Source organism: Trinickia symbiotica, from assembly GCF_002934455.1.
In the GTDB taxonomy this organism is placed as follows: Bacteria; Pseudomonadota; Gammaproteobacteria; order Burkholderiales; family Burkholderiaceae; genus Trinickia; species Trinickia symbiotica.
The window spans coordinates 123,998-150,054 of sequence record NZ_PTIR01000011.1; the positions used below are offsets into that span (position 1 = coordinate 123,998).

Here is a 26,057-nt window from a genome sequence, read left to right on the forward strand (position 1 = left end):
GTTCAGGACGCTCGAGTTTCATCATCGCTCGAGCGATGGTGCGCATGCGCCCCGCTGGCCGCGCTGGCCCCGCTCGACGCTGCCGCGCCGCGCGCGCCAGCGGTACCAGCACCGGCGACGCGTATCTTGGCGCCGTCGCTCAATCGGTCCATGCCGTCGGTGACGACCCGCTCGCCTTGCGAAAGACCCGAGAAGATGGCCGTGTACCGTCCGTCGGTCGGCCCTGTCGTCACTTTGTGCACGGAGACCGTATCGTCCGCATTGACGATATAGACATACGTGCCCGGCGCCCCGGTTTGAACGGCCGGCGTGGGCACGAGCACGGCATTGTGCAAAGTATCGACCAGCAGCTTCACGTTGACGAACTCGTTCGGGTAGAGCTTTTCGTCGTTGTTCGCGAACATCGCGCGCAGCGTGACGGTACCCGTGCTCGTCGCCACCTGATTGCTGATGGCGTAGAGCGTGCCCGTCGCGATCTGCTTGTTGTCGTTGCTGCCATAGACGGTGACGGGCAGCTTCGCGCCTGACTGCATGCGCTCGAGCACCGAACCTAGCGAGTCCTGCGGCACCGTGAATTCGACCGTCGTCGGCTTCATTTGCGTCACGACGGCGACGCCCGTCGAGCTCGACGCCGTCACGTAGTTGCCTGGATCGACGAGACGCAGACCGACGCGCCCCGAGATCGGGGATGTGATTCGGCAATAGGCCAGATCGAGGTCGTATTGCGCGATGCTGGCCTTGTCGGCCTTCACGGCGGCCTCGTCTTGCTGGACCGTGAACTGCTCGTCGACGTAAGTCTGCTGCGCGATCGATTTTCTGGCGTTGAGTTCCGCGTAGCGTGCAAGGTCGGAGCGCGCTTGTCCGAGCGCCGCCTGATCCTTCGCGAGCTGTGCCTCGGCCTGCTGCTTGTCGATCTCGTACTGGCGCGGATCGATCTGCACGAGCAACTGCCCTTTTTCAACGTCCTGACCTTCCTTGTATGCGACGGACGTCAAATAGCCGCTCAATTGGGGCAGCACCGTCACGGTCGCGACCGGCGTGACTGTGCCGAGCTCGGCGAGCGTTTCGGGCATATCGCCGAGCGTCGCGGGCGCGACCGTGACGACTTGTGCCGGCGTGCCCGTGCGCGCTGCGCCTCGATGCGTCACGTGATAGATGATGAGGGCGACGACGAGCGCGACGAGCAGCAGCACCGCGACCGTGCGCAAGCGACGCGAACGGTTGACCGGGTTCGAGACGGTTTGACCGACTTCGTTCAATTCCTGCATAGGGCGAGCCAAATAGTTGAGCGCCGCGACGGTTCGCCGTGGCAAGCGGAATGCAGGCTCGACTTTATCGAAAAGTCAGGAAGATGGCGGCAACGATCCGTTACGGCGCATTTCGTTCGTTAACATGAAGGCCGTTTGTAATACTGTGTGATGTGGCGCGCCGCTCGCGCACGTGGCTCAATCCGGCTTGCGGCGGCCTCCATATTTGCCAACCTGAATCGTCCGCAGACGCTCGGCCGCACATGCCGCGCTTGCCAAGACGTGAGCGACGTCTTCATGCCGATGCCAGCAATCGCGCGAGATGCGCCGCGGCTTCTTCGAGCCTATGAAGGTTGTGGGCCGCAAGCATCGTGTCCGCATATCGATGAAGTGCGCTCGCTCCGCGGGCGACTGGTGTGTATTCCTCGAAGCGCATCATCGGATTGAGCCATAGCAGACAGCGCGCACGGCGTTTGAGCCAGCTCAACTCGTCGTGCAGCGCCTCTGGGCTGCCCGTCTCCAGCCCGTCGGTGATGATCACCACGATGGTGCGCCCGCCGACGAACCGGTGCGCGTAGCGCCGCCGCAATTGGGCGAGCGAACCTCCGATACGCGTACCGCCCGCGAAGTCGTCGATCGCCGCATTCGCGCGCGTCAGCATCTCATCGACATCGCCGCACCCGAAACATCGCTTCAAATCGGTGATATGCGTGCCGAACGCAAACACATCGCGCCTGCCATCGAGCGGTATGGCCATATGCAAGAATGCAAGCCACATCCGCGCGTAGCGCTCCATGGAACCGGAGACATCGACGAGGGCTAGCAATGGAAGCCGTTTCTGCCGACGCCTTGCTCTCGGTAGGCGAATCAGCTCACCGCCGGTACGCACGCCTTCGCGCAGCGCACGCGGCCAATCGATTGGGCTTGAGCTCGCGGAGCCGACTGTCGCCTGATGACGTCTCGCCTTCGCGCTCGGAAGTGCCACGGCAATGCTGCGAGCCAGCCGCTGCACCTCGCGATACTCGAGCGCGTCGAGCGTACCGAAATCCGAAAACCTGAGCCGTTCCTTGTCGCTTGCGGTCAGCAGGCCGCTGAATCGAATGCGGTACTCCACGGCGGGCGCTATTTTCGCACGCGGCCATTGCGGGGCCGCGTCTCGGACCCGTCGGCGCTCCTGCGTTGCGGCCGAGCCTACCGCTTCCTGGAAGGCCTCTTGCGCAATGGGCTGACCGTGCGATGCGCCCGCATCGAACCAAGCGTCGAATAGCGCATGAAAAACGAACCGGTCCGCTTCGCGGCAAATCAACACGCATTCGAGCGTCGCACAAACGTCTTCGCGCGTATCGATGCCCACGAGCGAAACCGCCTCCAGGGCGAGAGCGATCTTCGATGAATCGGCACGAATGCCCGCCGTCCTCAGCGCGCGTGCGAACGCGAGAACGTGCCGCGAAAACGCGATGTGGGAGGACGCGCCCGGCTTCGAGACGCGTGCGTCGCTCATTGCTCGAATGCCGTGCTCGCTCGAAGAAGGCCTGCCGCGCGCTCGGGCGTCAACGCATCGAGGTCATCCGGGTCTTTGAAGAGCACGCCGGCCGTTTCAGCGACGATGTCCGGATCGAGTTCGGAGATGCCGAGCACGTTCAGCGCGCGAGCCCACTCTACCGTTTCGGCGACGCCCGGGACGCGATGGAAATCCCCATCCGCTGCCCCTTCCCGCAAACGCCGGGCGAACGCGGCGATCTGCTCGCCGAGGGCTTGGCTCGTGTTGGGAACCTGTTCGAGGATGATCGACAGTTCACGCTGGGCGTCCGGGTGATCGAGCCATTGATAAAGACAGCGGCGCTTGACCGCTTCCCCGAGATCTCGCGTTCGATTGCCGGTGAGGATCGTGATCGGCGATACCTCCGCCCTGATGGTACCCAGCTCGGGAATCGTGACCTGATATTCGCCGAGATATTCGAGCACAAAGGCTTCGAACGGCTCGTCGGCACGATCGATTTCATCGATGAGCAGGATGGCGCCAGGCGCCGGCGTCAGCAGCGCCTGCAACAGCGGGCACCGTAAAAGGTAACGTGTGTCATACACCGCCGATTCGCTCTCGCCCCCCTCGCCGGCCGCCTCCGCTGCGCGGATATGCAGCAACTGCGCGGCGTAGTTCCATTCGTAAACGGCTTGGCGCTGCTCGATCCCGTCATGACATTGCAGCCGAACCAGGCTGCGCCGCAGCATCTTCGCGAGTGCCTTGGCGAGCTCCGTCTTGCCCACACCGGGCTCGCCCTCGAGCAGCAGCGGGCGATTCATCCTCAGCGCCAAAAAAACCGCGGTAGCGAGTCGCCGAGTCGCATGGTAGCCGACACTGCGGAGGCCATCGGCCACGCTGTCGATCGTAGGAAAAGTCGCGCCGATCGCCGCGTCGCAGCTTTCATCGGCCCCTTCTTGCGGATCGATGCGCATGTCTGGAGCCGGGGCTACGCACATTTGGGCTTAGCGAGGACGTTGTCAGACCATGTTTCGCGAATGTGCGGAAAGCTTGGCTGGGAACACTCTCCGAGCATTATCTCGAGCACACGCGGCGGTGTCAGGGGCAATTCGTAAACGCTCTTGCCCGTGGCATTCGAAACCGCGCAAGCAATAGCGGCGGCCACATTCAGGATTGGAACTTCGCCGGCCCCCTTGACGCCCAACGGTCCGATCGAAGGCGCGCCTTCGTGGAGGTGGATGTCCACCGGGACGACATCCTGCGCAAGCGGGACACGGAATGTATCGAGCCCGTTCTGGCGAACACGCCCTTGGTCGTCGAGCGTGATCTCCTCATGAAGCGCATACCCAAGGCCTTGTACCACACCGCCCTGGATCTGGCCGGCGATCGCACGCGGATTGAGTGCCCGCCCAACATCCTGAACGACCGTGTACGAGAGTACTTCGACATGTCCGGTCTCGGCGTCCACCGCGATCTCGCAATCGTGAACGGCGAAGACGGGAATATCGATCGCATCGATGAAATGCCCCGCCGCGCAGCCGGGCATTGCCGCGACGCCCGGCCTGGTGAACGAGCCGGTGCCGGCTAACGGCCCAACGGTTTTGTGCGCGTGCTCCACCAGTTTAGAGAGGGTGACACCCGAACCGTTTGCGCCGACGATCTCGACTCGCCCGTTCCGAAGAACCAGGTCATCGGCACCCACCTCGAGCATCTCGGAGGCGATGTCGAGCAGCTTCTTGCGAACCTCGACGCTTGCCGCGAGGCTGGCAGCGCCGAGGGCGACTGTTTGCCGACCTCCTCCGATGCCGACATCGTATCCGGCCGCATCGGTATCAGCCGCGCGTACGACGACGTTTTCGGGCTTGATGCCGAGCGTATGCGCGACGATCTGAGGAAGCGATTGCATCATCGATCCCGATCCGATCTCGACGCCCGATGTGACGAGCGTCGCGCTGCCGTCGGCATTGACGTTGACCGTCGCCGCCGAAGGGCCGACGAAGATGAACCATGTCCCGACCACCGTCGCGCGTCCGTAGAGACGGCCATCGGCCAGATGACGCTTCGAGCCCCGATCCTTGATGACGTTCGACATCTTGTCGAGCATAGGACCCAGGACATCGCCCTCGAAGACCTGCCCTGTCGATCCGAGATCGCCATTGCCGAGCACGTTGCGCCGGCGAAATTCGGAGCGGTCCATGCCGATCTCGGCGCAGATCTCGTCGGTGTGACGCTCGAGCGCAAAGGTGTTGTACACGCCGTTGCAGGCCCGGAACGCGCCGTTGGGCGGCGTGTTCGTATAGACGGCGCGCGTGGAGATCCGCACGGACCGGAGCCGATAATTTCCGCCGAGCGTGTGTGCGGTCATCGTCGTCAGGAAGATCTGCTCTCCGCCATACGCGCCGCAATCCATCAGCACGACCGCCTCCCGTCCAACGATCTCTCCTTCGCGCGTCACGGCAGACCGGATCCGTATCTCAGCGTTCTCGCGGCACAGGCAGATCTGCATCTCCTCTTGACGGCTGTTGACGATGCGCACAGGTCTTCCGGTCGCACGCGCAAGCAATGCCGCAAACGGCTCAAGCGCGCAGTCGAACTTGAGACCGAACGCTCCCCCCACGGGCGGCACTGTCACGCGAACCTGACTCGGCGGAACGCCCAGCACGCGCGCCGTCGTATTGCGGATCGTCCACGGAACCTGCGTCGACGTTTCGATGTGGAAACGCCCGTCCTCGTAGCTTGCCAATACCGCGCGCGGCTCGAACGACAGATGGTTCTGGCGGCCCACACGGAACGTCGTGTCGACGATGCGAACGTCGGGACGCGCAAAAGCGGCCTCCGTATCGCCGCGAACGACGGTCGCTTCCCAGGCGATGTTGCCGGCGCGCTCGCTGCCCTCGAAAAGTACTTCGTAGTCCTTCCAATTCGGGTGGACAAGGGGCGCGTCATCGGCCAGCGCTTCTTCCATCGTCAGCACGGCGGGCAATGGCTCCCATCGCACGATAATGGCTTCGGCGGCGTCGCGCGCCTGCTCGAGCGTGTCCGCGGCGACCGCCGCAATCGGCTCTCCGACGAAGCGAATTTGGTCCGTGGCGAACAATTGCTCGTCGGCGATGCCAATGCCGTGACGGTTCGGCGCGTCCTCGCCGGTCACGATCGCGCGCACGCCTGGCATCGTGCGGGCGCGCGTCAGGTCGATGCCTGTGATACGCGCCGACGCGACTGTCGAGCGCAGTACGAAGCCATGCAGCATTCCGGGGCGTAACCGGTCGATCGTGTACTGCGTGCGGCCCTGCAATTTGTCTCGGGCATCGCGCCTAGGGAGGTTCGACACCGCGGTTGTCGGGTCTGACATATCGGAGATCCCCTATTTGGCCGCCGCGAGCGACACGGCTGCGTCGATGATGCGCTCGTAGCCTGTGCACCGGCATATGTTTCCACTCAACGCCGATCGAATCTCTTCGCGCGTGGCGCCAGGCAGGCGCGCCAACACGCCGGTGAGCGCCATCACCATGCCGGGAAAGCACATTCCGCACTGCACGGCATCATGTTCTTCGAGCGCCGCCTGCACCGCGGATAGCTGCCCGCCTGCGGCCAGCGATTCGACCGTCACGACTTCTCGCTCGCCGAGCGCGCCGATCGGCGTCAGACACGAGGCCGTCGGCTTGCCGTCGACGAGCACCGTGCATGCGCCGCAAAAGCCTTCCCGGCATACCGGCTTCACGCCGGTCAGATAAAGTTCGTCTCGCAGGACATCGATGAGCGGCGTAAGCGAGCCGCCGCGCGCCGTGCATGATTCGCCATTGACTTTCAAGCAAATCGCCAATTTCTCCTCCCGCCTTAGGTCCGAAGTTGTGTCTGGATGTCGGCGACGGCGCGAGAAAGAAGCGTCGGCAGCACTTGCAGGCGGTACCAGCCCGGCGCTTCCGCACCCTCTCGGCCTTTGAAGACCTGAGCGTGGCGCGTGGCGAGCAGCTTCGAGTGCTGCGCATCCAACGGGCGTCCGACGAGTTCATTCTCCAACTCGAACCATCTCCGTGCTTTGTCTTCAACGGATCCAACCGCGACCATCGCGTTGCTCACCGATCCATTGGAAGCGACGTCCAGCGCGACGCTGACGATCGCAACGGGGTAATCTCCGGCCTTGCGCAATGGGAGCCTCGCATGCGCCGAACGATACGCGCGCTTCGGTATCGAAACGCAGCGGACGATGGTGCCCGGCTCGAGCGACGCCCTCGTCTCGAGGAACGCTTCCATCGACATCCGTTTCGATCCGTTCTCGGATGCCAGTTCGACCTCGGCAGAAAGACTCATCAACGCTGGCACAAGATCGGCCGCGGCAAAATCGGTCGCGGACAGGTTGCCGCCGATCGTCGCGGCGCCGCGCACGGCGGGGTTCGCCGATTTGCCGGCCGCGTCGGTCAACGCCCGGAAGCCTGGTATGGCGGCGAACTGCAATACCAACTGATCATGAGTCACGCAAGCGCCGATGCTGAACTCCCGGTCCGTGCTCCTGATGGCCCTGAGCTCGTCGATCGCGGCGAGCGATACATACGCCCTCTTGAGCGTTTCTCGACGAATCGGCGCCCGCATAATCCACGTTGCACCGGCCAGGGGCGCGCCGCCGTCGCCATAGTCGCGCAAAGCAGCGACCGCTTCTTCGACCGTTCCGGCTAGATGTAGGTGGGGGTCAAGCTTCGAGGCCATTCGGCTGTGTCCTTTCATCAACGTTCGCATTGCAAGACGAATCCGCAAATGGGCTCGATGGCCGAGTCCGAGACCGCGGTATCCGAGAGTAAGAGTCGCAAATTCCAGCCACCAGATACATCCGAGCCCCCGCACTCGCGCACTGTGCGGCCATCGGGAGCAGCACACTAGTCGCGAGTTTTCGCTGGGCTTCGGTAAACGCTTCATTCGATTTCCAGCGCATACCCTTGTTGCTCAGGCTATTTCGGCGATGTAGAGTCAGGCCGCAGCTGCTTCATTGGCGCCAAGACATCACCTCTTGCTGCTCCGCAGACCTGCAGTGACCAGTCCGTCGTAAGGGGTACGCGAGCATGCGGAATCAGACCGGCAAGCCAACGCCGATCGCACCGGTTGTCCGGCAGACTTGCACCTATGAAGTGCCGGCTTATCTACAGCGCGAGCGCACCGCTCACGAGTGGGCCGACATCATCGAGATCAATTACTTCCCGATGGACGTCAAGATCGGGCCGGATTTTCGCGGCGGATCGATCGAGCGAATCGATGCGGGCGGGATCCGCGCGTGCACGTTGTACTGCGATCCGATGGTGACGCAGCGCCATCGCTCACATGCGAATGCGGAAGCCGATGAGTTCTACGTCATCGAGATGCCGCAACTGAGCCCGGTGCTGATCACTCAGCGCGGCCGAGAGGCTTTCGTCGAACCGGGAAACTTCACGATCGTCAACGGTGCCGAGGCCTATCTGTTCGAGAATCCGGAGCACCTCTGCTTACGGACGCTGCGTATCCCGTGCCGATCGCTGCGCTCGAGGTTGCCTGGCGTCGATGACTGCGTCGCGACGCTCGCTTCCGCCAACCAGCCCTGTACGGCGCTCTTTCTCGATTTCGCCGCGTCCTACTTCAGGCATGCGCCTGCGTTGCCGGCGGAGATCAATGCGCGGATCGAGCAGCAATTGCTCGACCTGCTGATACTCGCGCTCACCGATGAAAGATCGAGCCCGAACGAGACGTCAGTCCGTAGCGGTCACAGGCTTCGCGCGATGAGATTCATCGAGCAACGGTTTTCCGATCCTGCATTACAGCCCGCAGACGTGGCGAGCGCGATCGGCGTGTCGGAGCGGTATCTGCAGAAGATTTTCTCCGAGAATGGAGAAACGCTGACGGCAGTCATTCGAAGCCGGCGACTGACCGAAGCGAAACGGCTCCTCGCCAATAGAAGGCAAAACAGACTCAGCGTGACGCAAATCGCCATGATCGTCGGATTCTCCGATCCGGCTTATTTCAGCCGCGTCTTTCGACAGGACGCCGGCATGGCGCCCATCGACTACCAATAGTCGGCGTTCAGCGGCCAAAGCCGCCCCTGTCCAAAAGTTTGGACGCTCACGGACAAGCCCGATTCTTTTCAGCTTCGTAAAGTAGCGGCATGGCGGCCATCGTCATGGAGACCAGGCGTGCGCCGTGCCTTCACGAGCGCTGCCCGTCAGACTCACAACTACAGCCAAGCTCAGTTGCAGCAAAGTAAAGGATCGGTACCGTGCTTTCGTTGTCCGCTGACCCGACAAAGTCCCTGACGCAAAGGATCATTGAGCATTTTCATCGGTTGATTGCGGAAGGCAAGCTCCAATCCGGCATGAAGGTGCCTTCGATTCGCAGCTTCGCCGAATCGCATGGCGTCAGCGTCTCAACCGTTGTCGACGCCTATGACCGTCTCGTCGCCGACGGGTCTCTCGTTCCGCGCCAGAACTCCGGGTTTTTCGTCCGAAGCTTCCAGCACGCGTCTTATCTGAACCCCGAGACGGTTGCCAACGAGAATACCTCTTTCGACTCTCTCTGGATGCTGAACCGGATATGGCAAAACCATTCGGCCGAAATCAATCCAGGGTGTGGCTGGCTGCCGCCGCGTTGGCTCGACGAGGAAGGATTGCGCCGCACCCTCCGGAACATGGCACTGAATTCGGCAGGCTCGATGACCGGCTACGGCATACCGAAAGGCTACTTGCCGCTGCGGTGGAAGATCTCGGATTGTCTCAATCAGCAGGAGATATATTGCCCACCGGAACAGGTGCTGATGACGAGCGGTGCCGCGCATGCGCTGAGCCTGCTCATTCATCATCTGATCAAGCCCGGCGACACCGTGTTCGTCGACTCTCCCGGCTACAGCCTGCTTTTCGCGCATTTGAAACGGATCGGAGTCGATATCGTCGGAGTGCCGCTGACACCGACCGGACCGGACCTCACCACCTTCACGGAACTACTTGCAAAGCATCAGCCTAAAGCGTACTTCACGAATCCGCGCCTTCACAACCCGACCGGGATCTCCTGTTCGTCCGCCACGGCGCATAAGGTCCTGCAGCTCGCGGCCAAGCATGACTTCCTCATCGTCGAGGACGACGTCTGCGCCGACATCGACGCGTCGGCGCGCCGACCGCTCGCGAGCCTCGATCAACTCGAACGCGTAATCTACGTCGGCAGTTTCTCGAAGACCATATCACCGAGCCTGCGCGTCGGGTACATCGCTGCGCATCCGGACCTCATCGAGGACCTGGCGCAATTGAAAATGGCAATGGGCTTGACGAGCTCCGAGATAGGCGAGCGCATCGTCTACCAGGTGCTCATCGACGGACGCCATCGCAAGCATCTGAAAGGCTTACGTGAGCAGCTTGCTAACGCGCAATGCAGCGCGCGGCAAAAACTCGCCGAGGCGGGCCTGGTCATGTTCAACCAGGCCCCGGAGGGAATCTTCGTATGGGCCCGTCATCCGCGTTACGAAGACTCGCGCGCCCTTTCAAGCCTTGCGCTCGACAAGGACATCTATCTGGCGCCAGGGCATCTTTTCACTCACCACGAAGCGCCAACTCCCTGGCTGCGGTTCAACGTGAGTTACTGCGACAACAACGCACTCTTCGAATTCCTTGCCGCCGCGTGAGTGGACTGACTCGAATTTGACCGGGCACGTTGTCGGCGATCGAGCTCCGACTGGATTTTCATCGCTGCTTCGGTCGCCTCGCGCGTACGGGTGGATAGCAGCCGAACCTCGCCCGCGATCACCGAGAAGCCCCGGCCCGACGCGCCGGCTCGCGCTGCTTCGACGGCTGCGTTCAGCGCAACGAGGTTCGTCTGGCGCGCGATGTCGCGTATCGTGGACACGATTTCGCCGATCTCCTTGATGCTTTCGAGCATGCTTGCCTTCAGCGCCTCCTCCGCGGCGGCAAGCTGTTGCGCGATCTTCGACGCGTGGATGTCCGTCATGACACCCACCGTCCGCAACGGCAAACCGCGCTCGTCGCGAAGCGTCTGGCCGCGCGATCGGACCCAGCGGTATTCGTCGTTCTTGCAACGCAGCCGATATTCGACGTCATAACCGGTACGCCCGGAGCGATCGGACAAGTGCTCGATGAAGGCCTTCCCCGCTTGTTCGGCATCGTCCGGATGAAGCCGGCATGTCCAGCTCTCGGCGACATCGGGAAACTCCTCGACCGTCGAAAAGCCGAGCAGCCGCCTGACCTGATCCGACCACCACAGGACGTTCTTTGGATTGAGCGGATCGCCCGCAATGATCTCGACATCCCATATGCCGTCGACCAGCAGTTCCCGCGATAGTTCGAAGCGGGCGCGTACCTTCTCGAGTTCGCGCTGGTGTTGCGCGGCTTCTTCGGTATCGGTAAGCGTGCCGACGATCGTGACGCCGTGCGGCGTGTGCCCATCGCCGGGCCACTCGTAGCGCCCGGCGATGTGCATCTCGTACCATCGATAGCCGCCGCGCCGATGCTTGGCACGGTGCGCCACCGTCGCCGCCGCATCGGCACCGCCGCGCGCCGCCCGCCGCAGCGCGTTCGACAACGCGGGCTGATCGTCGGGATGCACGCAAGCAAGCCACGCATCGAAAGCGGGCCCGAGCTCGCCCCCGCCGTATCCCAACAGCTCGCAAAACCGTTCGGACCACGAGCTTAAGGCCCGGCCGACGGGTACCGCATCGTCGTGCAGATGAATTTCCCACCAACCGCAACGCATCGCGCGCTCGACCGCATCGAGCCGAACGATGAGTGCGGCGTTCTCCCGCTCGAGCTCGTCGGCCTGTTCTCGCAACGTCGAGACACTCGCGATGAGCGCGTCCTCGTGACTTTCTTCCTTCGTCGGCGCCGTCCCGTTGCGCTGGCCGAACCATTTCATCAGCTTTCTCCGAGAAACCTCGATGCAAAGCGCGACGCAGGCGTGCCGAGACACGCATGCGCCAAGCTTCGCCCGACGTCAGAACGAATGCGTGATCCCGAGCCGGGTCGCGAGCTGCCGCTTCGAGCTCGACGGGTTGAATCCGGCTATCTGTGCGACCGGCGCGTCGCCGGACGCTTTCTGCCCGGCCACCATCGCGTAGACCGATGTCCGCTTCGAGAGCGCATATTGCGCGAGCAAATTGAGCTGCTCGTACTTCGGCGAGGTATCGGTACGATCGTCGTGGCCGACCGTGTACGTGAACCCGCCGGCGACCACGAGCGCAGGCGTCAGCTGATACGACCCGGACAGTTCGTAGTTCTGGAACGTCAGGTTGGCGCCGCCCGACTTCGGCCGAAATACGGTGTTCGAAAAGTCCGTCGATACCTTGAACGCGCCGAGCTTGTACGACGCGCCGACGGCGAGCACCGATTGGCTGCGTGCGGCGGCCAGCGCATCGCCATAGACGGCATTGGCGAAGCCGCCGCCCGACACGTAGCCTGCAACAGCCGTCGACGGATCGGTGATATGCAGGTATCCGACGGCCGCACTGACCTGCGAGCCGGCATACGCCACCGCGGCGCTGTAGGTAGAGTTCGTCGAGAACTGTCCGGCTACGCCGCCCGGCGAGTAATGGCCTTCGACCGTCACGCCGCCGAACGTCGGACTCACATACTTGATGGCGTTCGGCACGGAGAACCCATTGTCGAGGTTGTCCATATCGTTCGGGTGCGCGAAATACCAGCCGCCAAATTGGCCGTTGAGCGTAAAGGCCTCGAGCTGATCGACGTTTGCGTCCCACTGCCGGCCGAACGTGACCGTACCGAACTGCTTCGAAGACAGACCGACATAAGCGTTGCGCGAAAATGCGAGGCCACCGCCGAGCGCACCGTTTGCGGCGTCGAAACCGCTTTCCAGCCGGAACACCGTTCTCAGGCCGCCGCCGAGGTCTTCGCCGCCGAGGAGCCCCCAGCGGCTTCCGAGCGGCACGCCGCTTTGCATCTGGAAGAGCCGGCCGCCGCTTCCCGCTATGCCGGTCCCGTTCGACGCCTTGCTCACATTACTTGCATAGTCGATGCCGAGATCGACAATACCGTACAACGTCACCGTGCTTTGCGCACGCGCACCCAAAGACATCAGGGCGAGCGTGGCCCCTACCATTGCTGCTTTTTTCATTACCGGATTCCTCTTGTGTCGTCGTTTTGCGCGCAGCGACAGGCGCGCGGTTTTTTGTGGAGCAGTCGATCAGGCCGCCGCACGGCGGCTCATTCGCTTGCGACTAGCTCGCGAACGAACGACCGCTTGCTCGCGAGCGAAAGCCCGATGCGATAGATGATTGCGGAAGCCACGGCTGCCGCGGGCGCGGAGAACGTTGCCGTCGTGCCGCCCGCTTCGAGCAAAGCGATACCAAGCGCCGACGACGCGAGCCAGGCAACGAGGCCACACGGATTGAACGCGACGACGCGCTCGGAGCGATACTCGATCTGCTTGCCGAAGATCGCCTCGTAGTGCGGGGAGACGATATGCATGACGGCGATGCCCACCCACGCGACGACGAAAATGCCCTGGAACGCCAACGCCTGGAGGATGAAGCTGAAGACGTTCGTCAGCATCAGGAAATAGACGATCACGCCCGCCACCACGGACCAGAAGAACTTGGGCAGATGAAGACCGAATACGGCGGTGAAGAACGAATGCATATTCGTGGAGGCCAGATAGAAATTGGCCGTATTGATCCGCGTCTGGCTGACCCAGACGAACAGCAGTCCAGCGAATCCCATCAGCTTCAACAACGCGAAGACGACCGATACCTCGCTCAGCGCTCCGCTTCCCGCCAACGTGCTCGCGAGGAAAATTCCGGCGATGCCGTTGATGACGAATGTGAACGTGTAGAAGGACCAGCCGAAGTTGAAATTCTCGTGGTAGCGCGTGTCCGACTGGCGTCCGAAGCGGGCATAGTCCCAGGTGTACATCATCATGATCCATACACCCATGAACGCGGTGAAGCAATTCCACCAGCCGTACGTCGGCGCACCGCCCGCCGGGCCAAGATGGATCCACGCCGTATGGTCCCCGCCGCTCATGAGCGCCAGAACAACGGCTGCGATCAGGCCGAGCAGATAGAACGGAAGCAGCGCCCCGTTGAACTTGTCGAGCCACGTCTGCACGCTGCCGAAAACGAGCAAGACGCTGTAGACAACGACGATCAGGTACGCCAGCTTCACCGATATCGCCGGGAAATAGGCGTTGATGGCGACCGCAATGACCGATCCCTCGAAGAGCGCGTAGTAAATCGCCGTCGCGAAGAAAATCAATGTCGCCAACGCGGCTCCGACGCTGCCGAACAGCACTCGTGAAAAGAGCGCCACCGACAAACCGTTGGAAACCACGTATCGGACGATGACTTTGTTGATCAAGCTATAGAACACGACGGATAGCCCGAGACCGATCAACGTGTTGACCGTACCGAAATTGATCGCTAGCGTCGCCGACACGACGAGCCAGAACATGGCGCTGCAGGTCGCCCACCATGCCATCGTCAAAGACCACTTCGACATCCTTGCATTTGCCGGAACGGCTCTCGTCGCATAACCGTCGTCCGAGCCATCCTGTATAGCGTTCAGTTCCATATGCGCTCCCACGTAACGAATAAAAATCGGCTCACATCGATGCAACCTCGATGGCCAGCCAATGAGGACTCCTAAGCAATAAACTTCAGTCGCCGACGCATCGGCCGATTTGCGTCGGCGTGGTCTCCTTTGTTGTCCGGAATCAGCTTTCGTCGGTCAGGACGTAAGCGCCTGTCTGGTCCAGCCGTGCACGCCAGCCGGGCGGCAGCACGATGGACGTCGTGATTTCCTCGATGACGGCGGGACCGACGATCAGATCGCCCGCGCCGAGGCGCGTTCCGTCATAGACAGGCGACGACAGCGTTTCGATATCATGGCCGTTGGCGAAGACCATATCGCGGCGTGCCTTGACCACGACCTCAGGATCGCCAACGCCGGGGGGGATCGCCTGAGCGGGCGGCTGATCGAGCACGCCGTAGACCGTGCTCTCGATATTGACGATCTCTACCTGGCTGTCGGGCTCGGCGTACGTATAAAGCGCCTTGTGACGCGCGTCGAACATCTCGCGAATCCCGTCGATGGTATCGGCGCCCACGTTCATGGAGCCGATGGTCACCGAGCATTCGTGGACTTGGCCCGTGTAACGCATATCGAGCTGGCGCTCGATGCGGATTCGATCGCGCGCAAAGCCCTCCTTTGCGAGGGCGGCCACGGCATCGGCTTCGAGCCGCTCGAACTGCTGTTGAACGCGGCCCAGATTGGCATGCTTGTCGACGCGCATCGGGCAAGCCGCCATATAGTTGTATTTCACGTCGGACAGCAACTGCCCGAATGCGCATAGGCCCGAGGCCAGCTTCGGCACAAGGACGGTCTTCACGCCGATCTCGCGCGCCAGCGCGGCAATGTGCAAAGAAGTGGCACCGCCCGCCGCGATCAGCACGAAGTCGCGCGGGTCATATCCACGCTCGATCGACACACGGCGAATGCCGTTGATCATGTTGACGTTGACGATGTTATAGATGCCGTATGCCGCCTTGCCGACGGAAAGGCCAAGAGGCTTTGCAATCTTCGTTTTGATCGCCGTCCGCGAGGCCTGACCGTCGATCTTGACGCGTCCGCCGAGCAGCGAGACCGGGTTGAGGTAGCCCAGCGCCACGTTCGCATCCGTCACGGTGGGCTCTTGCCCTCCGCGCATGTAGCAGGCCGGCCCCGGCACGGCACCCGCGCTCTGCGGGCCCACTTTGAGGAGCCCCATCGGGTCGATCCACGCGATCGAACCGCCCCCCGCGCCGAGCGTCTCGACCTGAATCATCGGCGTGCCGATCCGGTAGCGCAGGAAATCGATGTCCTTGTTAACGTTCGTCACGCCCTCCTTCGTCAGCGTGATGTCGAACGACGTGCCGCCCATATCGACCGTGATGAGGTTGCGGTAGCCGAACGGCTTCGCAACGAACAAGGCAGCTTGCGGCGCCGATGCCGGGCCCGAGTTGATGGCGTTGACGGCGCGCGCGCTCATCACCTTCGGCGAAGCCATTCCCCCATTGGATTGATAGAACCGCACCGGCGCCTTCAGGCCGTTGTCCAGGTAGAAGTTCTCGATCCGGCTGACATATCGGCCGAGCACCGGCCCCAGATACGCATTGACGACCGCCGTCGACGTTCGCGTGTACTCGCGCATCTGCGGAAACACTTCGAGACCCACGGACACGTAGACGTCGGGAAGCAGCTCGCGAACGATTTCGGCCGCCCGTCTCTCATGCACGCCGTTCGAGACCGACCAAACGAACGAGACCGCCACGGCCTGCACGCCTTGTGCTCTGAAGAACTCGCAGGCCTCCCGAACGTCGTCCTCGTTCATCGGGGTATGAATGGTGCCATCGGCAAGTACCCGCTCGCGAATCGGCCGGCGCAAGTAGCGCTCGACAAGCATCGCCGCCGGCGGATACTTGGCGTCATAGCGATGCCCCTCCTCCTTGTGCCCGAGACGGATTTCGAGCGAATCCTCGTGACCCGAGGTGCAGATCAGACCGGTTTTGACGCCCTTTAGCTGAATGAGTGCGTTCAATGCCACGGTGGTGCCGTTCACGCATAAATCGAGGTTCGACAATATCTCGCTGACCGGCTTGTCGAGCGCTTCCGAGATTTGTGCGAGGCCGTCGGCGATCGCGCGCGTACCATCCTCCGGCGTCGACGTCGCCTTGAAGAGGCGCATCTGGCCCGCTCCATCGGCGAGGACAAAATCGGTGAAGGTGCCGCCCGCATCCACACCAAGGCGGTATCGTGTGCTCGTCATTTGGTTGGCCTCATTGATGTTGGGATGTTTGGCGCTCGGCGCGCAATGCCTCGGTTGCCGCGAAGTCGATCTCGAGGCTTTCCGCATCGATGACGACGCCGTATTCGGCACGAGCGGCTTCGATCGATACGATCCCGTTGCGCACGTCGCCCGCCACGCTTTGCGGCTGGCGACGCAGCGGCGAACCCCAGCCGCCTCCGCCCGGATTGAAGGTGGCGAGCGAATAACCGTCGCGCACCGTCATCACGGCGTTTTGCTTGTAGGTCTCGATAACCTTGCCGTGACGCTTGAGCTCGACGCGCCCGAGCTTGCGCTCCGGCATCGCGCTCGTGGCTTCGTTCGCGCCTATCGCGGGCAGCTTGCGGCCTTCGCCGAAGCTGACGACCGTCATCTCGTGTCCAATCGGCTCGACCTCCCAGACCGTGCCGCTGCCGCCGCGATATTCGCCGGCCCCCGCGCTGTCGGTGACGAGCCCGAAACGATGAATGACGATCGGATAGGAATATTCGAGCGTTTCGATGTCGCCCGAATAGAGCGCGCCGAAGCAGCATTGCGGCCCGCACGCGTGCCAGCCGTCCATATAACCCGTCGCGCCTGCGCCCGAGATCAGCGAAGCGAGGACCATCGTGACGTACTCGTCGCCCGTGCGCTGATCGTGGCCCGCGATGTTGACGCCGCTCGAATGGCCCCAGGAGCCGACGGCGCGCTCGCCTTGTGCTTTTTCGAGCGCGAGACGCACGGCGTCGGCGAGCGTTTCCATCGGTGTCGTCGTGCAGTTGACGTGCGGCGCGGGCTCCTCGGCGTTGCAGAGCGTACCCTTCGGGCCGAGATCCACGCTGACGCATCGATAGAGGCCTTCGTTGTACGGCGGATCGAGCTGGGCGAACATCATGAGACCGAGGTAGACGCCCGACATCGAATTGCCTTCATAGGAATTGATGAAATAGGGAATTTGCGGCGGGCTCTCGATCTTGATGTGACACGTATCGGCCTTGATCTCGACTGTTGCCTTGATTTCGATCTCACCGTAGCCATGCCCGGAATCCTCGAGCCTCGCGCTCGCTTCGTAGACGCCGTCGGGTACCGCGTGGATGATCTGGCGCATATGGCGGTCCGCCATCTCCATGAGTTCGTCCACGCACGCACGGACCGTCTCCACACCGTATTTGTCGAGCAGCGCGATCAGGTTACGAGCACCGACGTTGACAGCGCCGAGCTGCGCCTTGAGGTCGCCCTCCTGGTCGCGGCGCGAGCGCATGTTGCTTAGCATGAAGTTGACGACGTCGTATCGCTCGACGCCCTTCTCCCATAGCTTGACGGGAGGAATGCGCAGGCCTTCGGCATAGATCTCGCGCGCGTCGGGGTTGTATCCCGCCGGGACCGGGCCGCCGATGTCGGTGACGTGCCCCTTGCAGACGGTCCAGAAGAGGAGTTCCCCGTGGTAGAACACCGGCTTGTACATGCAACAGTCGACGATGTGACTGCCTTTGTAAACGGGGTCGTTGTGGTAGACGATATCGCCGTCGTGGATGTCCTTTCCAAAGAAGCGGGCGACCTCTTTCATCGCGGGGATAAGGCCGCCGAGGTGGATCGGAATGTCTTGCCCCTGCAGGATCATCTCGGGGCGATGGTTGAAAATGGCGTTGCTGTAATCGTGTGCGACATTGAACACACTCGACCGAGCAGTCTTCTCGAGCGTCATGGTCATTTCGCGCTGAGTGGTCTCCAGCACCCCTCGCACGACGGCCAGCGTAATCGGATCGACATCTCGTGACATCACGTTCTCCGGTTGATCGTCTTCGTTCGTCGGGCCGCGCGTTTGCGTAGCCCAGTTCGATGTCAAGCAGGTTATAAACGTCAAAATCCCGGGGCAATGCACAGCCGCACAACCCGTCGCGGATGCTGTGCTGCTCGCGCGAGCCATACACGTGGGAAGCCGACGTTCGACGGCGTTCGACGAAGAACGCCCTACGGTGCGGCGCAAGCGCCGCCCACTGCCTCAAGACGGGAATTCGCGGAGAAACCGCTGGAAAGAGGAATGCATCGAGTCACTCGTTGCGACTCGAGAACGAAAGCCGGAGCCGGCTTCTCGCGGCAGCCGGCGGGCGGCGGGTAGCGAGGCGGTGCGATGCCTTCGTTACCCGTGATGGGTGTATGAAGTCTTTACTGTGGTGAAGAATTCGGCTGCGTAGCTTCCCTGCTCCCGGGAGCCGTAACTCGACGCTTTCCGGCCGCCGAACGGCACATGGTAGTCGACACCCGCCGTAGGTGCGTTCACCATGACCATGCCCACTTGGGCTTCCCGCTTGAACCGATTCGCGAGCTTGAGTGACGTGGTGCAAATGCCGGCCGAGAGGCCAAACTCCGTGTCATTTGCTATCTCTAGCGCGTCATCGAAGTCCTTTGCATGAATGAGACAGGCGACCGGCCCGAATATTTCTTCCCGCGCGATACGCATGCGTGCATCGACGTCGGCGAAGAGCGTGGGTTCCATATAGAAGCCCTTGGTTTCGCAATCCTTGAGCGTGCCGCCATAGACGAGCGTTGCCCCCTCGTCGGAACCGAGCTTGACATACTCCAGATTGGACCTCAATTGTTGCTCGCTCACGACCGGGCCGATATCCGTGTACGGCGACAGCGCGTGCCCCACGCGCAATCGCGAGACGCGCTCGACTAGCGCGTCGCGAAACTCCGCGTAGATTCCGGACGTGACAATGATGCGGCTCGTCGCGGTGCATCGCTGCCCTGTCGAATAGAAGGCGCCTTGGATTGCGCAGTCGAGCGCGACTGCCATATCGGCATCGTCTGCGACGACCAACGGGTTCTTGCCGCCCATTTCGAGCTGCATCTTCGCGAACCGCGGACCGGCCGCGGCCATCACTCGAGCGCCGACGCCTGTCGAACCCGTAAAGCTGATGGCTCCGACTTTCGGGTTCGACAATATCGCCTGCCCCGCACCACTTCCGCGTCCCAGTACGAGATTGAACACACCGTCGCCGAATCCAGCGCGGCCGATCACATCGGCCAGCGCCCACGCCGAGGCCGGAACGAGCTCCGCGGGCTTCAGCACGACACAGTTTCCGTACGCCAATGCCGGGGCGACCTTCCATGCCGGGATGGCGATCGGGAAATTCCACGGCGTGATGATGCCCACGACGCCGACAGGTTCTCTGACCACATCGATCGTCATGCCCGGTCGCACGGAATCGAGGCGCTCGCCGCGCTGGCGCAGCACTTCCCCCGAATAAAACTTGAAGATCTGGCCCGCTCTCCTGACCTCCGCGATACCTTCCGGGCGCGTCTTGCCCTCTTCGCGCGAAAGCAGTTCACCCAGCTCCTCGGCTCTCGCGAGGAGTTCGCTTCCCACCTTGTCGAGCGCATCGGCTCGCGCCTGGATCCCGAGCATGCGCCCGCCCTTGAATGCATCGAACGCCGCGTCGATGGCATGGTCCGCGAGCGCTTCGTCGCCGAGTGAGAACTCGTCTACGACATCGGAGGTATCGGACGGATTGACGTCGCGGTAAACATCGCTGCCCGGCACCCACTTCGCGCCGATGTAGCTGTGCTTCATGCGAACACCCCACCGACACTTTGCGCCGATGTGTGGGCGAGCAAGATCTGCTCGATGATGTCGAGGCCTTCATCGACCAATTCGTCGGAGACCGTGAGCGGCAGCATGATTCGCAGCACGTTGCCGTGCGTCCCGCTCGTGAGAAGCAGCAAACCACGCTCGAACGCCTCGGCCTTGACTGCGTTCGCAATCTCGGGAGCGGGTTGCCCCTCCTTGCAGAACTCCACGCCTGTCATCGCGCCGAGACCGCGAACATCGGCGATTTCCGGAACGCGTTGCCGCAACGCATTCATGCGATCACGCAGGCGCTTGCCGAGCGCTTCGCTGCGCGCGCACAGTTGCTCCTCTTCCATTGCGTCGAGGACGGCGAGCGCTGCAACGCATGCCATCGGATGACCTGCGTAGGTGCTCCCGAGTCCGCCGGCCGGGATGGAGTCGAGCACGTCGGCGCGGCCGACGACCGCCGAAATCGTCATGCCGCCCCCGAGTCCCTTCGCGAGCGTCGTCAGATCCGGCACCACGCCCGAATGTTCCATCGCGAACATGCGCCCGGTGCGTCCAATGCCCGTCTGGATCTCGTCGGCCACGAGCAGTATCCCGTGCTCGTCGCAAAGCGCCCGAAGCTGTCTCAGGAATTCCGCGGGCGCCGGAATGTAGCCCCCTTCCCCAAGAACAGGTTCGACGATGATGGCCGCGACACGATCCGGGTCGACTGTATACTTGAACAACCGCTTGATGCCCGCGATCGAGTCCTGGATAGAGATGCCGTGCAGCGCCGACGGATAGGGGGCTTGATAGACATCCGCCGAAGTCGGGCCGAAGCCTGCCTTATAGGGCGCGACTTTTCCGGTGAGCGCCATCGCCATGAAAGTCCGACCATGGAAGGCCCCGTCGAACGAAATGACGGCGGTGCGCTTCGTATAGTGGCGTGCCACCTTGATGGCATTCTCGACGGCCTCGGCTCCCGTCGTCATGAAGAACGCCTTCTTTTCGAAGTCGCCGGGGGCCAGCGACGAGATCCGCTCCGCCAACTCCACGTATGATTCGTAGGCCACGACCTGGAAACAGGTGTGCGTGAACTTTTCGGCCTGTCGCGCAACGGCGCTCGTGATCTTCGGATGGCGATGCCCGGTATTGAGCACGGCGATGCCGGCGCAGAAATCGATGTAGCGCTTGCCTTCCACGTCCCAGATCTCTCCGTTTTCCGCACGCGCAGCGAACAGGGGATGCGCGTTGCCGATACCCTGTGGAATGGCCTTTTGACGGCGGGCCATCAAAGCCCGGTTCGTTTGCTCGGTGTGCGACACGTTCGACTCCTGGTTGTTGAGGTACAGGGCAATCGTCGGAATGCGTCTGGGCTCTGCGACTTTGGCAGGTGTGTGTCTTGCTTCGATTGCCGGACTGTCCGGTCAGAATATGCCGTGGGCCGATGTGGATGCCAGACACATTGGGACAGCGCTATTTGGGCACTGTATGGTTTGGCGAGGCAATACACATCTCACAGCCGGCGCTTTGCCGCTGCGTCGCCACGGCAATATCTTTCGCCACGGATGCAAGCGCTCGACTATGTGCGTTGACGAGCGCGTCGTAGCCAACGCCGCTAACGGGCTCGCGCACCACACTGCGTCCATCAATGGCATTGCCCTTGGACTGCCGTACCGACCAGATCACCGCCAGCGTCACCGCTCCCCCATTTATCGGCGAATCAAAGGTCTGGACGTCAACGGACACCGCATAGGCGCTGCCATTCGCACGCTGCGGATAGACTGACACGACCAAACCGGGGACAAGCTCCATGAGATCGTCAGCCAGCGCGCGGCCAATTTGACTCTTCAGCGGATCGGCCCAGCGAGCGAACTCGTCGATGGATACCCGGTTCGCGTCGATGGTTGAGACGATTTGCGGTCGATCGACCAAATCCGGAATCGTAATCGGACCGATCGCGACCGTCATCGGCTTGATAGCCGGTCTCGACTCGGCAACTCGAACCGCACTCAACGTATAAAACCGTGAAGCGGGCGACGTCGCACATCCCGCGGCGATAATGATCGACACGGTCGTCAACGCCAAAGCGACTGCTCGGTATCGGCTCATGGTTTCTCGTCGGTCTTGCCTCGGATCAGCGCTTCGGGGTGGCGTTCGAGGTATTCCGCCAGCGAGCGAATCGACACCGCCGCCCGCGACAGTTCATGCATCGTCTCGGCAGTGCTCTGCTGCAACGGGGAGTCGCTTTGCAACGTGCGATTCGCAGACGACAGCGCCTCTCGAGCCGCGGCGAGCGTCGCCTTGGCGTCGGGCGCGATATCGGTATTGATCGTTTTCAACAGCACGTCTGCATCGCCGAGCGTTTTGCGCAGGTCGGTGCTGAGTCCCTCGAACGGAATCGCATTGAGCTTGGTGACGAGACTCGTGATGGAGTCCTGCAAGCCCTGCAGGTTACCCGGCACCGTCGGCAATTGCGGCGGCTTATTGCTCCAATCCACTGCCGTCTTGGGGGCCGCTGGAAAGAAGTCGAACGCCACATACAGTTGTCCGGTAAGCAGGCTCCCTGTCCTCAACTGTGCCCGCAGCCCTTTCGATATCAGGTAGTTTGCGAACTGCTTCCCCTCCGCCGATGTGCTCCCGGCGCTACCGTCCCAGTTATCGCGCGAAATCAGACGCTCGGGATAAATGTTCACGTCGACCGGAACGCTGAACTCCCTGGTGGCCGGATCGAAGTGCGCACGGATCGCGGTGACCTCGCCAATGACGATCCCGCGGAAGTCGACCGGAGCGCCAACCGTCAGCCCGCGCACCGACTCCTTGAAGTTCAATACATACTTGTCCACGATCGTGTCATGCGGCTTCATCGCCTCGGCGCGCGTGGCGAAAAGCTCATACTCGCGCAGCGCCTCGGCCTCCGCGCCCTTGGTCGATTCAGGCAGGTTCTCGAAGGCAAGGCCGCCGATGAGGATCGACACCATGGACTCCGTGTCGATCGTCACGCCGGTCGTGTCCAACTTGACGTCGACACCGCTCGCATGCCAGAAGCGTGTGTCGTCCGTTACGTATTTGTCGTAAGGCGCGTTGATGAATACCTGTATCGTCATTCCGGCGCCGTCCGGGTCAAGTGCATACGAGACTATCTGACCCACCTGGAGCCGCCGGAAAAAGATGGGGGAACCAATATCGAGCGAGCCGATATTTTTGCTCTTAAGCATGAACGCTCGCCCGGGCGTGCCCGTGGCGAGGACTGGCGGTGACTCGAGACCGACGAAATCGCGTCGAGCCTTTTCCGATCTGCCGATGTCCATGCCGATATGGGAACCGGATAGCAAGGTGCTGATGCCCGATACCGTGCCGCCGGCAATACGCGGTCGGACGACCCAGAAGCGGGTATCGTCGACGAGCATGCTGGCCGCGCTGCGAGTCATTTCGGCACTGGCAACCACAGTCTTGTGATCGTCCGAAAGCGCAAGACCTTTGATCACGCCGATGTCGACGTTCTTGAACTTGATCTTCGTCTTGCCGGCCTCGATGCCGTCGGCTGTCGCGAAGCGGATGGTGATGGTCGGCCCCCTTTGCATGATCGACTGCACGAGCAGGCCGCCGGCAATCAAAATGGCCACGAGCGGTACGATCCACACAATCTGTATACGGCGTCTCGACCGCTTCGCAGCGACTGCTGTCGGAAAATCGACCGCGTCTTCGTTCTCTTTCCGTCCCGACAACTTATTCACTTTCCCACTCCACTGCATCCCAGATAAGCCGGGGATCGAACGACAAGGCGGCAAGCATGGTCAGCACGACGACCGCTCCAAATGCAATCGCACCAGGACCGGCATCGATCGTGGCCAGCGAGCCGAACTGCACGAGCGCAACCAGGATCGTGATGACGTAGATATCGAGCATCGACCATCGGCCGACTAGTTCCACCGCCCGGTAGATGCGGGCTCGCATTCGCGGGACGACGGAAGAGCGCAACTGAGTGCTCCAGGCGAGATAGGTGAGCAACAGGATTTTGACCATCGGCACGACAACGCTAGCGATGAACACGACGATGGCAAGCACCGATGACCCGGAGGTCCAGAGAAACGCGACGCCGCTCAGAATCGTGTCGGATTTGGCACCAAACACCGTACTAGTAACCATGACCGGCAGGAGTACAGCTGGGATGTAGAGGACCATCGCGGCCGATAGAAATGCCCAGGTGCGGGCGAGACTGTGAGGCTTGCGAAGGTGCAACACCGCGCCACAGCGTGGACATATCCCGCCCTGGAAGTCAGCGAAAGGTTTCGATACCAGGCTGCAGTCGTGACATATGAATAGCCCCGTGCGAGCCGCGGTTAGCGCCGTCGCGGTCTTCCTCGATACGAGCGACGCGGCATTGCTATCCGTGAAGCTGTTGATGCATGCGCAACTATCGGCCGGATTGAACGAGACCCCAGCGGCTGCGAGCAGCACCATCACCGAACCGAAGGCCCACATCCCGAAACCGGGAATGACGGTCGCGAAGTGCTCGAGCTTGACGAGCGCGACCAGCATAGCGAGCATGAGTACTTCGATCATTGCCCAGGGCGCAACATGCTTGAGCACGCGAAGAGCGAGCGCAGGACGGTAAGGCGAACGCCCCATGCGCAACGGCAAAAGCAGATAGATGACTGCCCCGATGTTCAACGAAGGCATCAGGATCGTCGTCACAAAGACGAGAGCGGCCAAAGGCCACATTCCGTCGCCCCACAACGACGCGATCGTCCCTAACAATGTCGTTTCCACGAATGCGCCCTTGGCCCACAGCTCGACGATCGAAAAGCAGTTCGCGACCGCAAACAAAACGGCGGCTGGCAGGGTCAGCGCCAGCGCGCGATCGTGCGTCGCCGGCAGGCTGCGATAGAGAACCGCATCGCAGCGTCGGCAGCGGGCAGTACCGTGTTCCGGTAGCTGCGCCGTCCACTGGAGAAGATCGCATTCGTGACATGCGACAAGCTTGGCTTCATTCATTTTTGGACATTCCGGTTTCGGACGCGGCGCACAACGGGCAGCTCATGAGAGGCAGCAGATTCACTCTGCTAGAGAAACGTGTAAAACCGGACAGACGGTTTGTTAATTGGACAAACGTCGGATCGAGTTCGGCACCGGCAACTCGGCCGAACGTTGTCGGCCTGGTGTCCTCAGGCCAACACCAACGCTAGCCAGCCGATGAGTTCACAGCGCGATGTCAGCCCGCGGACCGCGCGGAACGACGTTTCCTGGGTAACGTTCGCACCTCCCAGCTCTTTTCGTCGAGGAGCCTGTCGAACAGACGCTTGCGAGCCGATTCGCTCAACGTCGACATACCCAGCAAAGCGTGAAACGCGATACCGCTGGCCGCGAAGTATCGCAGCAGCGACAAGTCCGGGTCGGCCGCGCCATCTTTCACGGCCTGCATGACTGCTTCGTCAGACGTCTTCATATCTTCGACCAAGGCCGGACTCTCGATCAGCGCGGCGAGACTGGCCCGCGCCACGGAATACGGCTGCTTGATGGCTTCTTGGAAAATCGCGATCTGGGCCGCGAGGATCGGTTCGGCCTTGGTCGAGCCTTCCTTCTGCAGATAGTCGCGAGCGATCTGCTCGAACTGCTGCCGCTGATAATCGAGCAGCGCGCAGAGCACGCCGTGCCGCGTACCGAACTGATGCAGGAGCCCGCCCTTGCTGATGCCGCTTTCGCGCGACAGCGAATCGAACGTCAGTCCACCGACACCATCCCGCGTCAGGATGGTAAGCGCGGCTTCAATTGCTTTTCTGCGGGAGATCTCCGAGCGAGTCTGATTGTCCATTGTCGATATCGGTGGCGTTGCGACGATTGCGGCGGGGCGTTGGGGGCTCGCTAAGCCGACGAGGAAATTATACCGTCGCCTTTGCATAAAAACAATCCGTCTAGACGGTTTACAAAGCAGCACGGCAATGCTACTGTCCGGTCTCGTCGAATCCGCCCGGAACAGAGGGTTTCCTAGGCTCGAACTGCC

The 26,057-nt window shown here is 61.9% G+C and carries 19 protein-coding genes; 2 read left to right on the forward strand and 17 right to left on the reverse strand.

Translation table 11 applies throughout. From position 1 onward, the window contains the following. Positions 1-2: 2 nt before the first annotated feature. The 6 genes from B0G57_RS17065 to B0G57_RS17090 form a co-directional block, all read right to left on the reverse strand. Positions 3-1,268 (reverse strand): efflux RND transporter periplasmic adaptor subunit, encoded by a 1,266-nt coding sequence (locus tag B0G57_RS17065; RefSeq protein ID WP_020566590.1) that lies wholly within the window; start codon positions 1,266-1,268, stop codon positions 3-5. Positions 1,269-1,542: 274 nt separating this feature from the next. Further along, positions 1,543-2,748: a vWA domain-containing protein gene (locus B0G57_RS17070; protein ID WP_018444139.1), complete on the reverse strand. Its 1,206-nt coding sequence runs from the start codon at positions 2,746-2,748 to the stop codon at positions 1,543-1,545. Then, positions 2,745-3,701: an AAA family ATPase gene (locus tag B0G57_RS17075; RefSeq protein ID WP_018444138.1), complete on the reverse strand. Its 957-nt coding sequence runs from the start codon at positions 3,699-3,701 to the stop codon at positions 2,745-2,747. The genes B0G57_RS17070 and B0G57_RS17075 overlap by 4 nt, the downstream gene beginning before the upstream one ends. Before the next feature lie 14 nt (positions 3,702-3,715). Beyond that, complete coding sequence (locus tag B0G57_RS17080) at positions 3,716-6,079, reverse strand: xanthine dehydrogenase family protein molybdopterin-binding subunit (RefSeq protein ID WP_026230313.1); 2,364 nt, start codon at positions 6,077-6,079, stop codon at positions 3,716-3,718. Between the two features lie 12 nt (positions 6,080-6,091). Next, a complete protein-coding gene (locus tag B0G57_RS17085; protein ID WP_199189640.1) occupies positions 6,092-6,538 on the reverse strand; it encodes a (2Fe-2S)-binding protein in 447 nt (148 codons plus the stop codon). Positions 6,539-6,564: 26 nt separating this feature from the next. Then, positions 6,565-7,431: an FAD binding domain-containing protein gene (locus B0G57_RS17090; protein ID WP_035469832.1), complete on the reverse strand. Its 867-nt coding sequence runs from the start codon at positions 7,429-7,431 to the stop codon at positions 6,565-6,567. 350 nt (positions 7,432-7,781) lie between these two features. On the opposite strand from B0G57_RS17090, the gene B0G57_RS17095 reads away from it, so the two are divergent. Both B0G57_RS17095 and B0G57_RS17100 read left to right on the forward strand, forming a co-directional pair. Further along, positions 7,782-8,762: an AraC family transcriptional regulator gene (locus B0G57_RS17095; RefSeq protein WP_018444134.1), complete on the forward strand. Its 981-nt coding sequence runs from the start codon at positions 7,782-7,784 to the stop codon at positions 8,760-8,762. A 200-nt stretch (positions 8,763-8,962) separates the two neighbouring features. Further along, positions 8,963-10,354: an aminotransferase-like domain-containing protein gene (locus tag B0G57_RS17100; RefSeq protein ID WP_026230312.1), complete on the forward strand. Its 1,392-nt coding sequence runs from the start codon at positions 8,963-8,965 to the stop codon at positions 10,352-10,354. Here the strand turns inward: B0G57_RS17100 and B0G57_RS32140 are convergent. The 11 genes from B0G57_RS32140 to B0G57_RS17155 all read right to left on the reverse strand — a co-directional run bounded on the left by B0G57_RS32140 (position 10,309) and on the right by B0G57_RS17155 (position 25,868). Next, a complete protein-coding gene (locus B0G57_RS32140; RefSeq protein WP_018444132.1) occupies positions 10,309-11,598 on the reverse strand; it encodes a methyl-accepting chemotaxis protein in 1,290 nt (429 codons plus the stop codon). The genes B0G57_RS17100 and B0G57_RS32140 overlap by 46 nt on opposite strands. 78 nt (positions 11,599-11,676) lie before the next feature. Continuing rightward, positions 11,677-12,813: a porin gene (locus B0G57_RS17110; protein WP_018444131.1), complete on the reverse strand. Its 1,137-nt coding sequence runs from the start codon at positions 12,811-12,813 to the stop codon at positions 11,677-11,679. A gap of 89 nt (positions 12,814-12,902) precedes the next feature. Further along, positions 12,903-14,267: a purine-cytosine permease family protein gene (locus tag B0G57_RS17115; protein WP_026230311.1), complete on the reverse strand. Its 1,365-nt coding sequence runs from the start codon at positions 14,265-14,267 to the stop codon at positions 12,903-12,905. A 142-nt stretch (positions 14,268-14,409) separates the two neighbouring features. Next, complete coding sequence (gene capA / locus B0G57_RS17120; RefSeq protein ID WP_018444129.1) at positions 14,410-16,500, reverse strand: caprolactamase subunit alpha; 2,091 nt, start codon at positions 16,498-16,500, stop codon at positions 14,410-14,412. Positions 16,501-16,510: 10 nt separating this feature from the next. Next, on the reverse strand, positions 16,511-18,277 hold the full coding sequence (gene capB / locus B0G57_RS17125; protein WP_026230310.1) for a caprolactamase subunit beta: 1,767 nt from the start codon (positions 18,275-18,277) through the stop codon (positions 16,511-16,513). 360 nt (positions 18,278-18,637) lie between these two features. Then, positions 18,638-20,071 (reverse strand): aldehyde dehydrogenase family protein, encoded by a 1,434-nt coding sequence (locus tag B0G57_RS17130; RefSeq protein WP_018444127.1) that lies wholly within the window; start codon positions 20,069-20,071, stop codon positions 18,638-18,640. Beyond that, positions 20,068-21,345 carry a 4-aminobutyrate--2-oxoglutarate transaminase gene (gene gabT / locus B0G57_RS17135; RefSeq protein WP_018444126.1) on the reverse strand — a complete coding sequence of 426 codons (1,278 nt, stop codon included), beginning with the start codon at positions 21,343-21,345 and terminating at the stop codon, positions 20,068-20,070. The genes B0G57_RS17130 and gabT overlap by 4 nt, the downstream gene beginning before the upstream one ends. A gap of 184 nt (positions 21,346-21,529) precedes the next feature. After that, on the reverse strand, positions 21,530-22,141 hold the full coding sequence (locus tag B0G57_RS17140) for a PqiC family protein (protein WP_018444125.1): 612 nt from the start codon (positions 22,139-22,141) through the stop codon (positions 21,530-21,532). Between the two features lie 20 nt (positions 22,142-22,161). Then, positions 22,162-23,808, reverse strand: a complete 1,647-nt coding sequence (locus B0G57_RS17145; protein WP_083925841.1) for a PqiB family protein — start codon at positions 23,806-23,808, stop codon at positions 22,162-22,164. Continuing rightward, a complete protein-coding gene (locus tag B0G57_RS17150; RefSeq protein ID WP_018444123.1) occupies positions 23,783-25,051 on the reverse strand; it encodes a paraquat-inducible protein A in 1,269 nt (422 codons plus the stop codon). Before B0G57_RS17150 ends, B0G57_RS17145 begins: the two co-directional genes overlap by 26 nt. A 217-nt stretch (positions 25,052-25,268) precedes the next feature. Continuing rightward, positions 25,269-25,868: a TetR/AcrR family transcriptional regulator gene (locus tag B0G57_RS17155; protein ID WP_018444122.1), complete on the reverse strand. Its 600-nt coding sequence runs from the start codon at positions 25,866-25,868 to the stop codon at positions 25,269-25,271. Between the last annotated feature and the right edge of the window lie 189 nt (positions 25,869-26,057).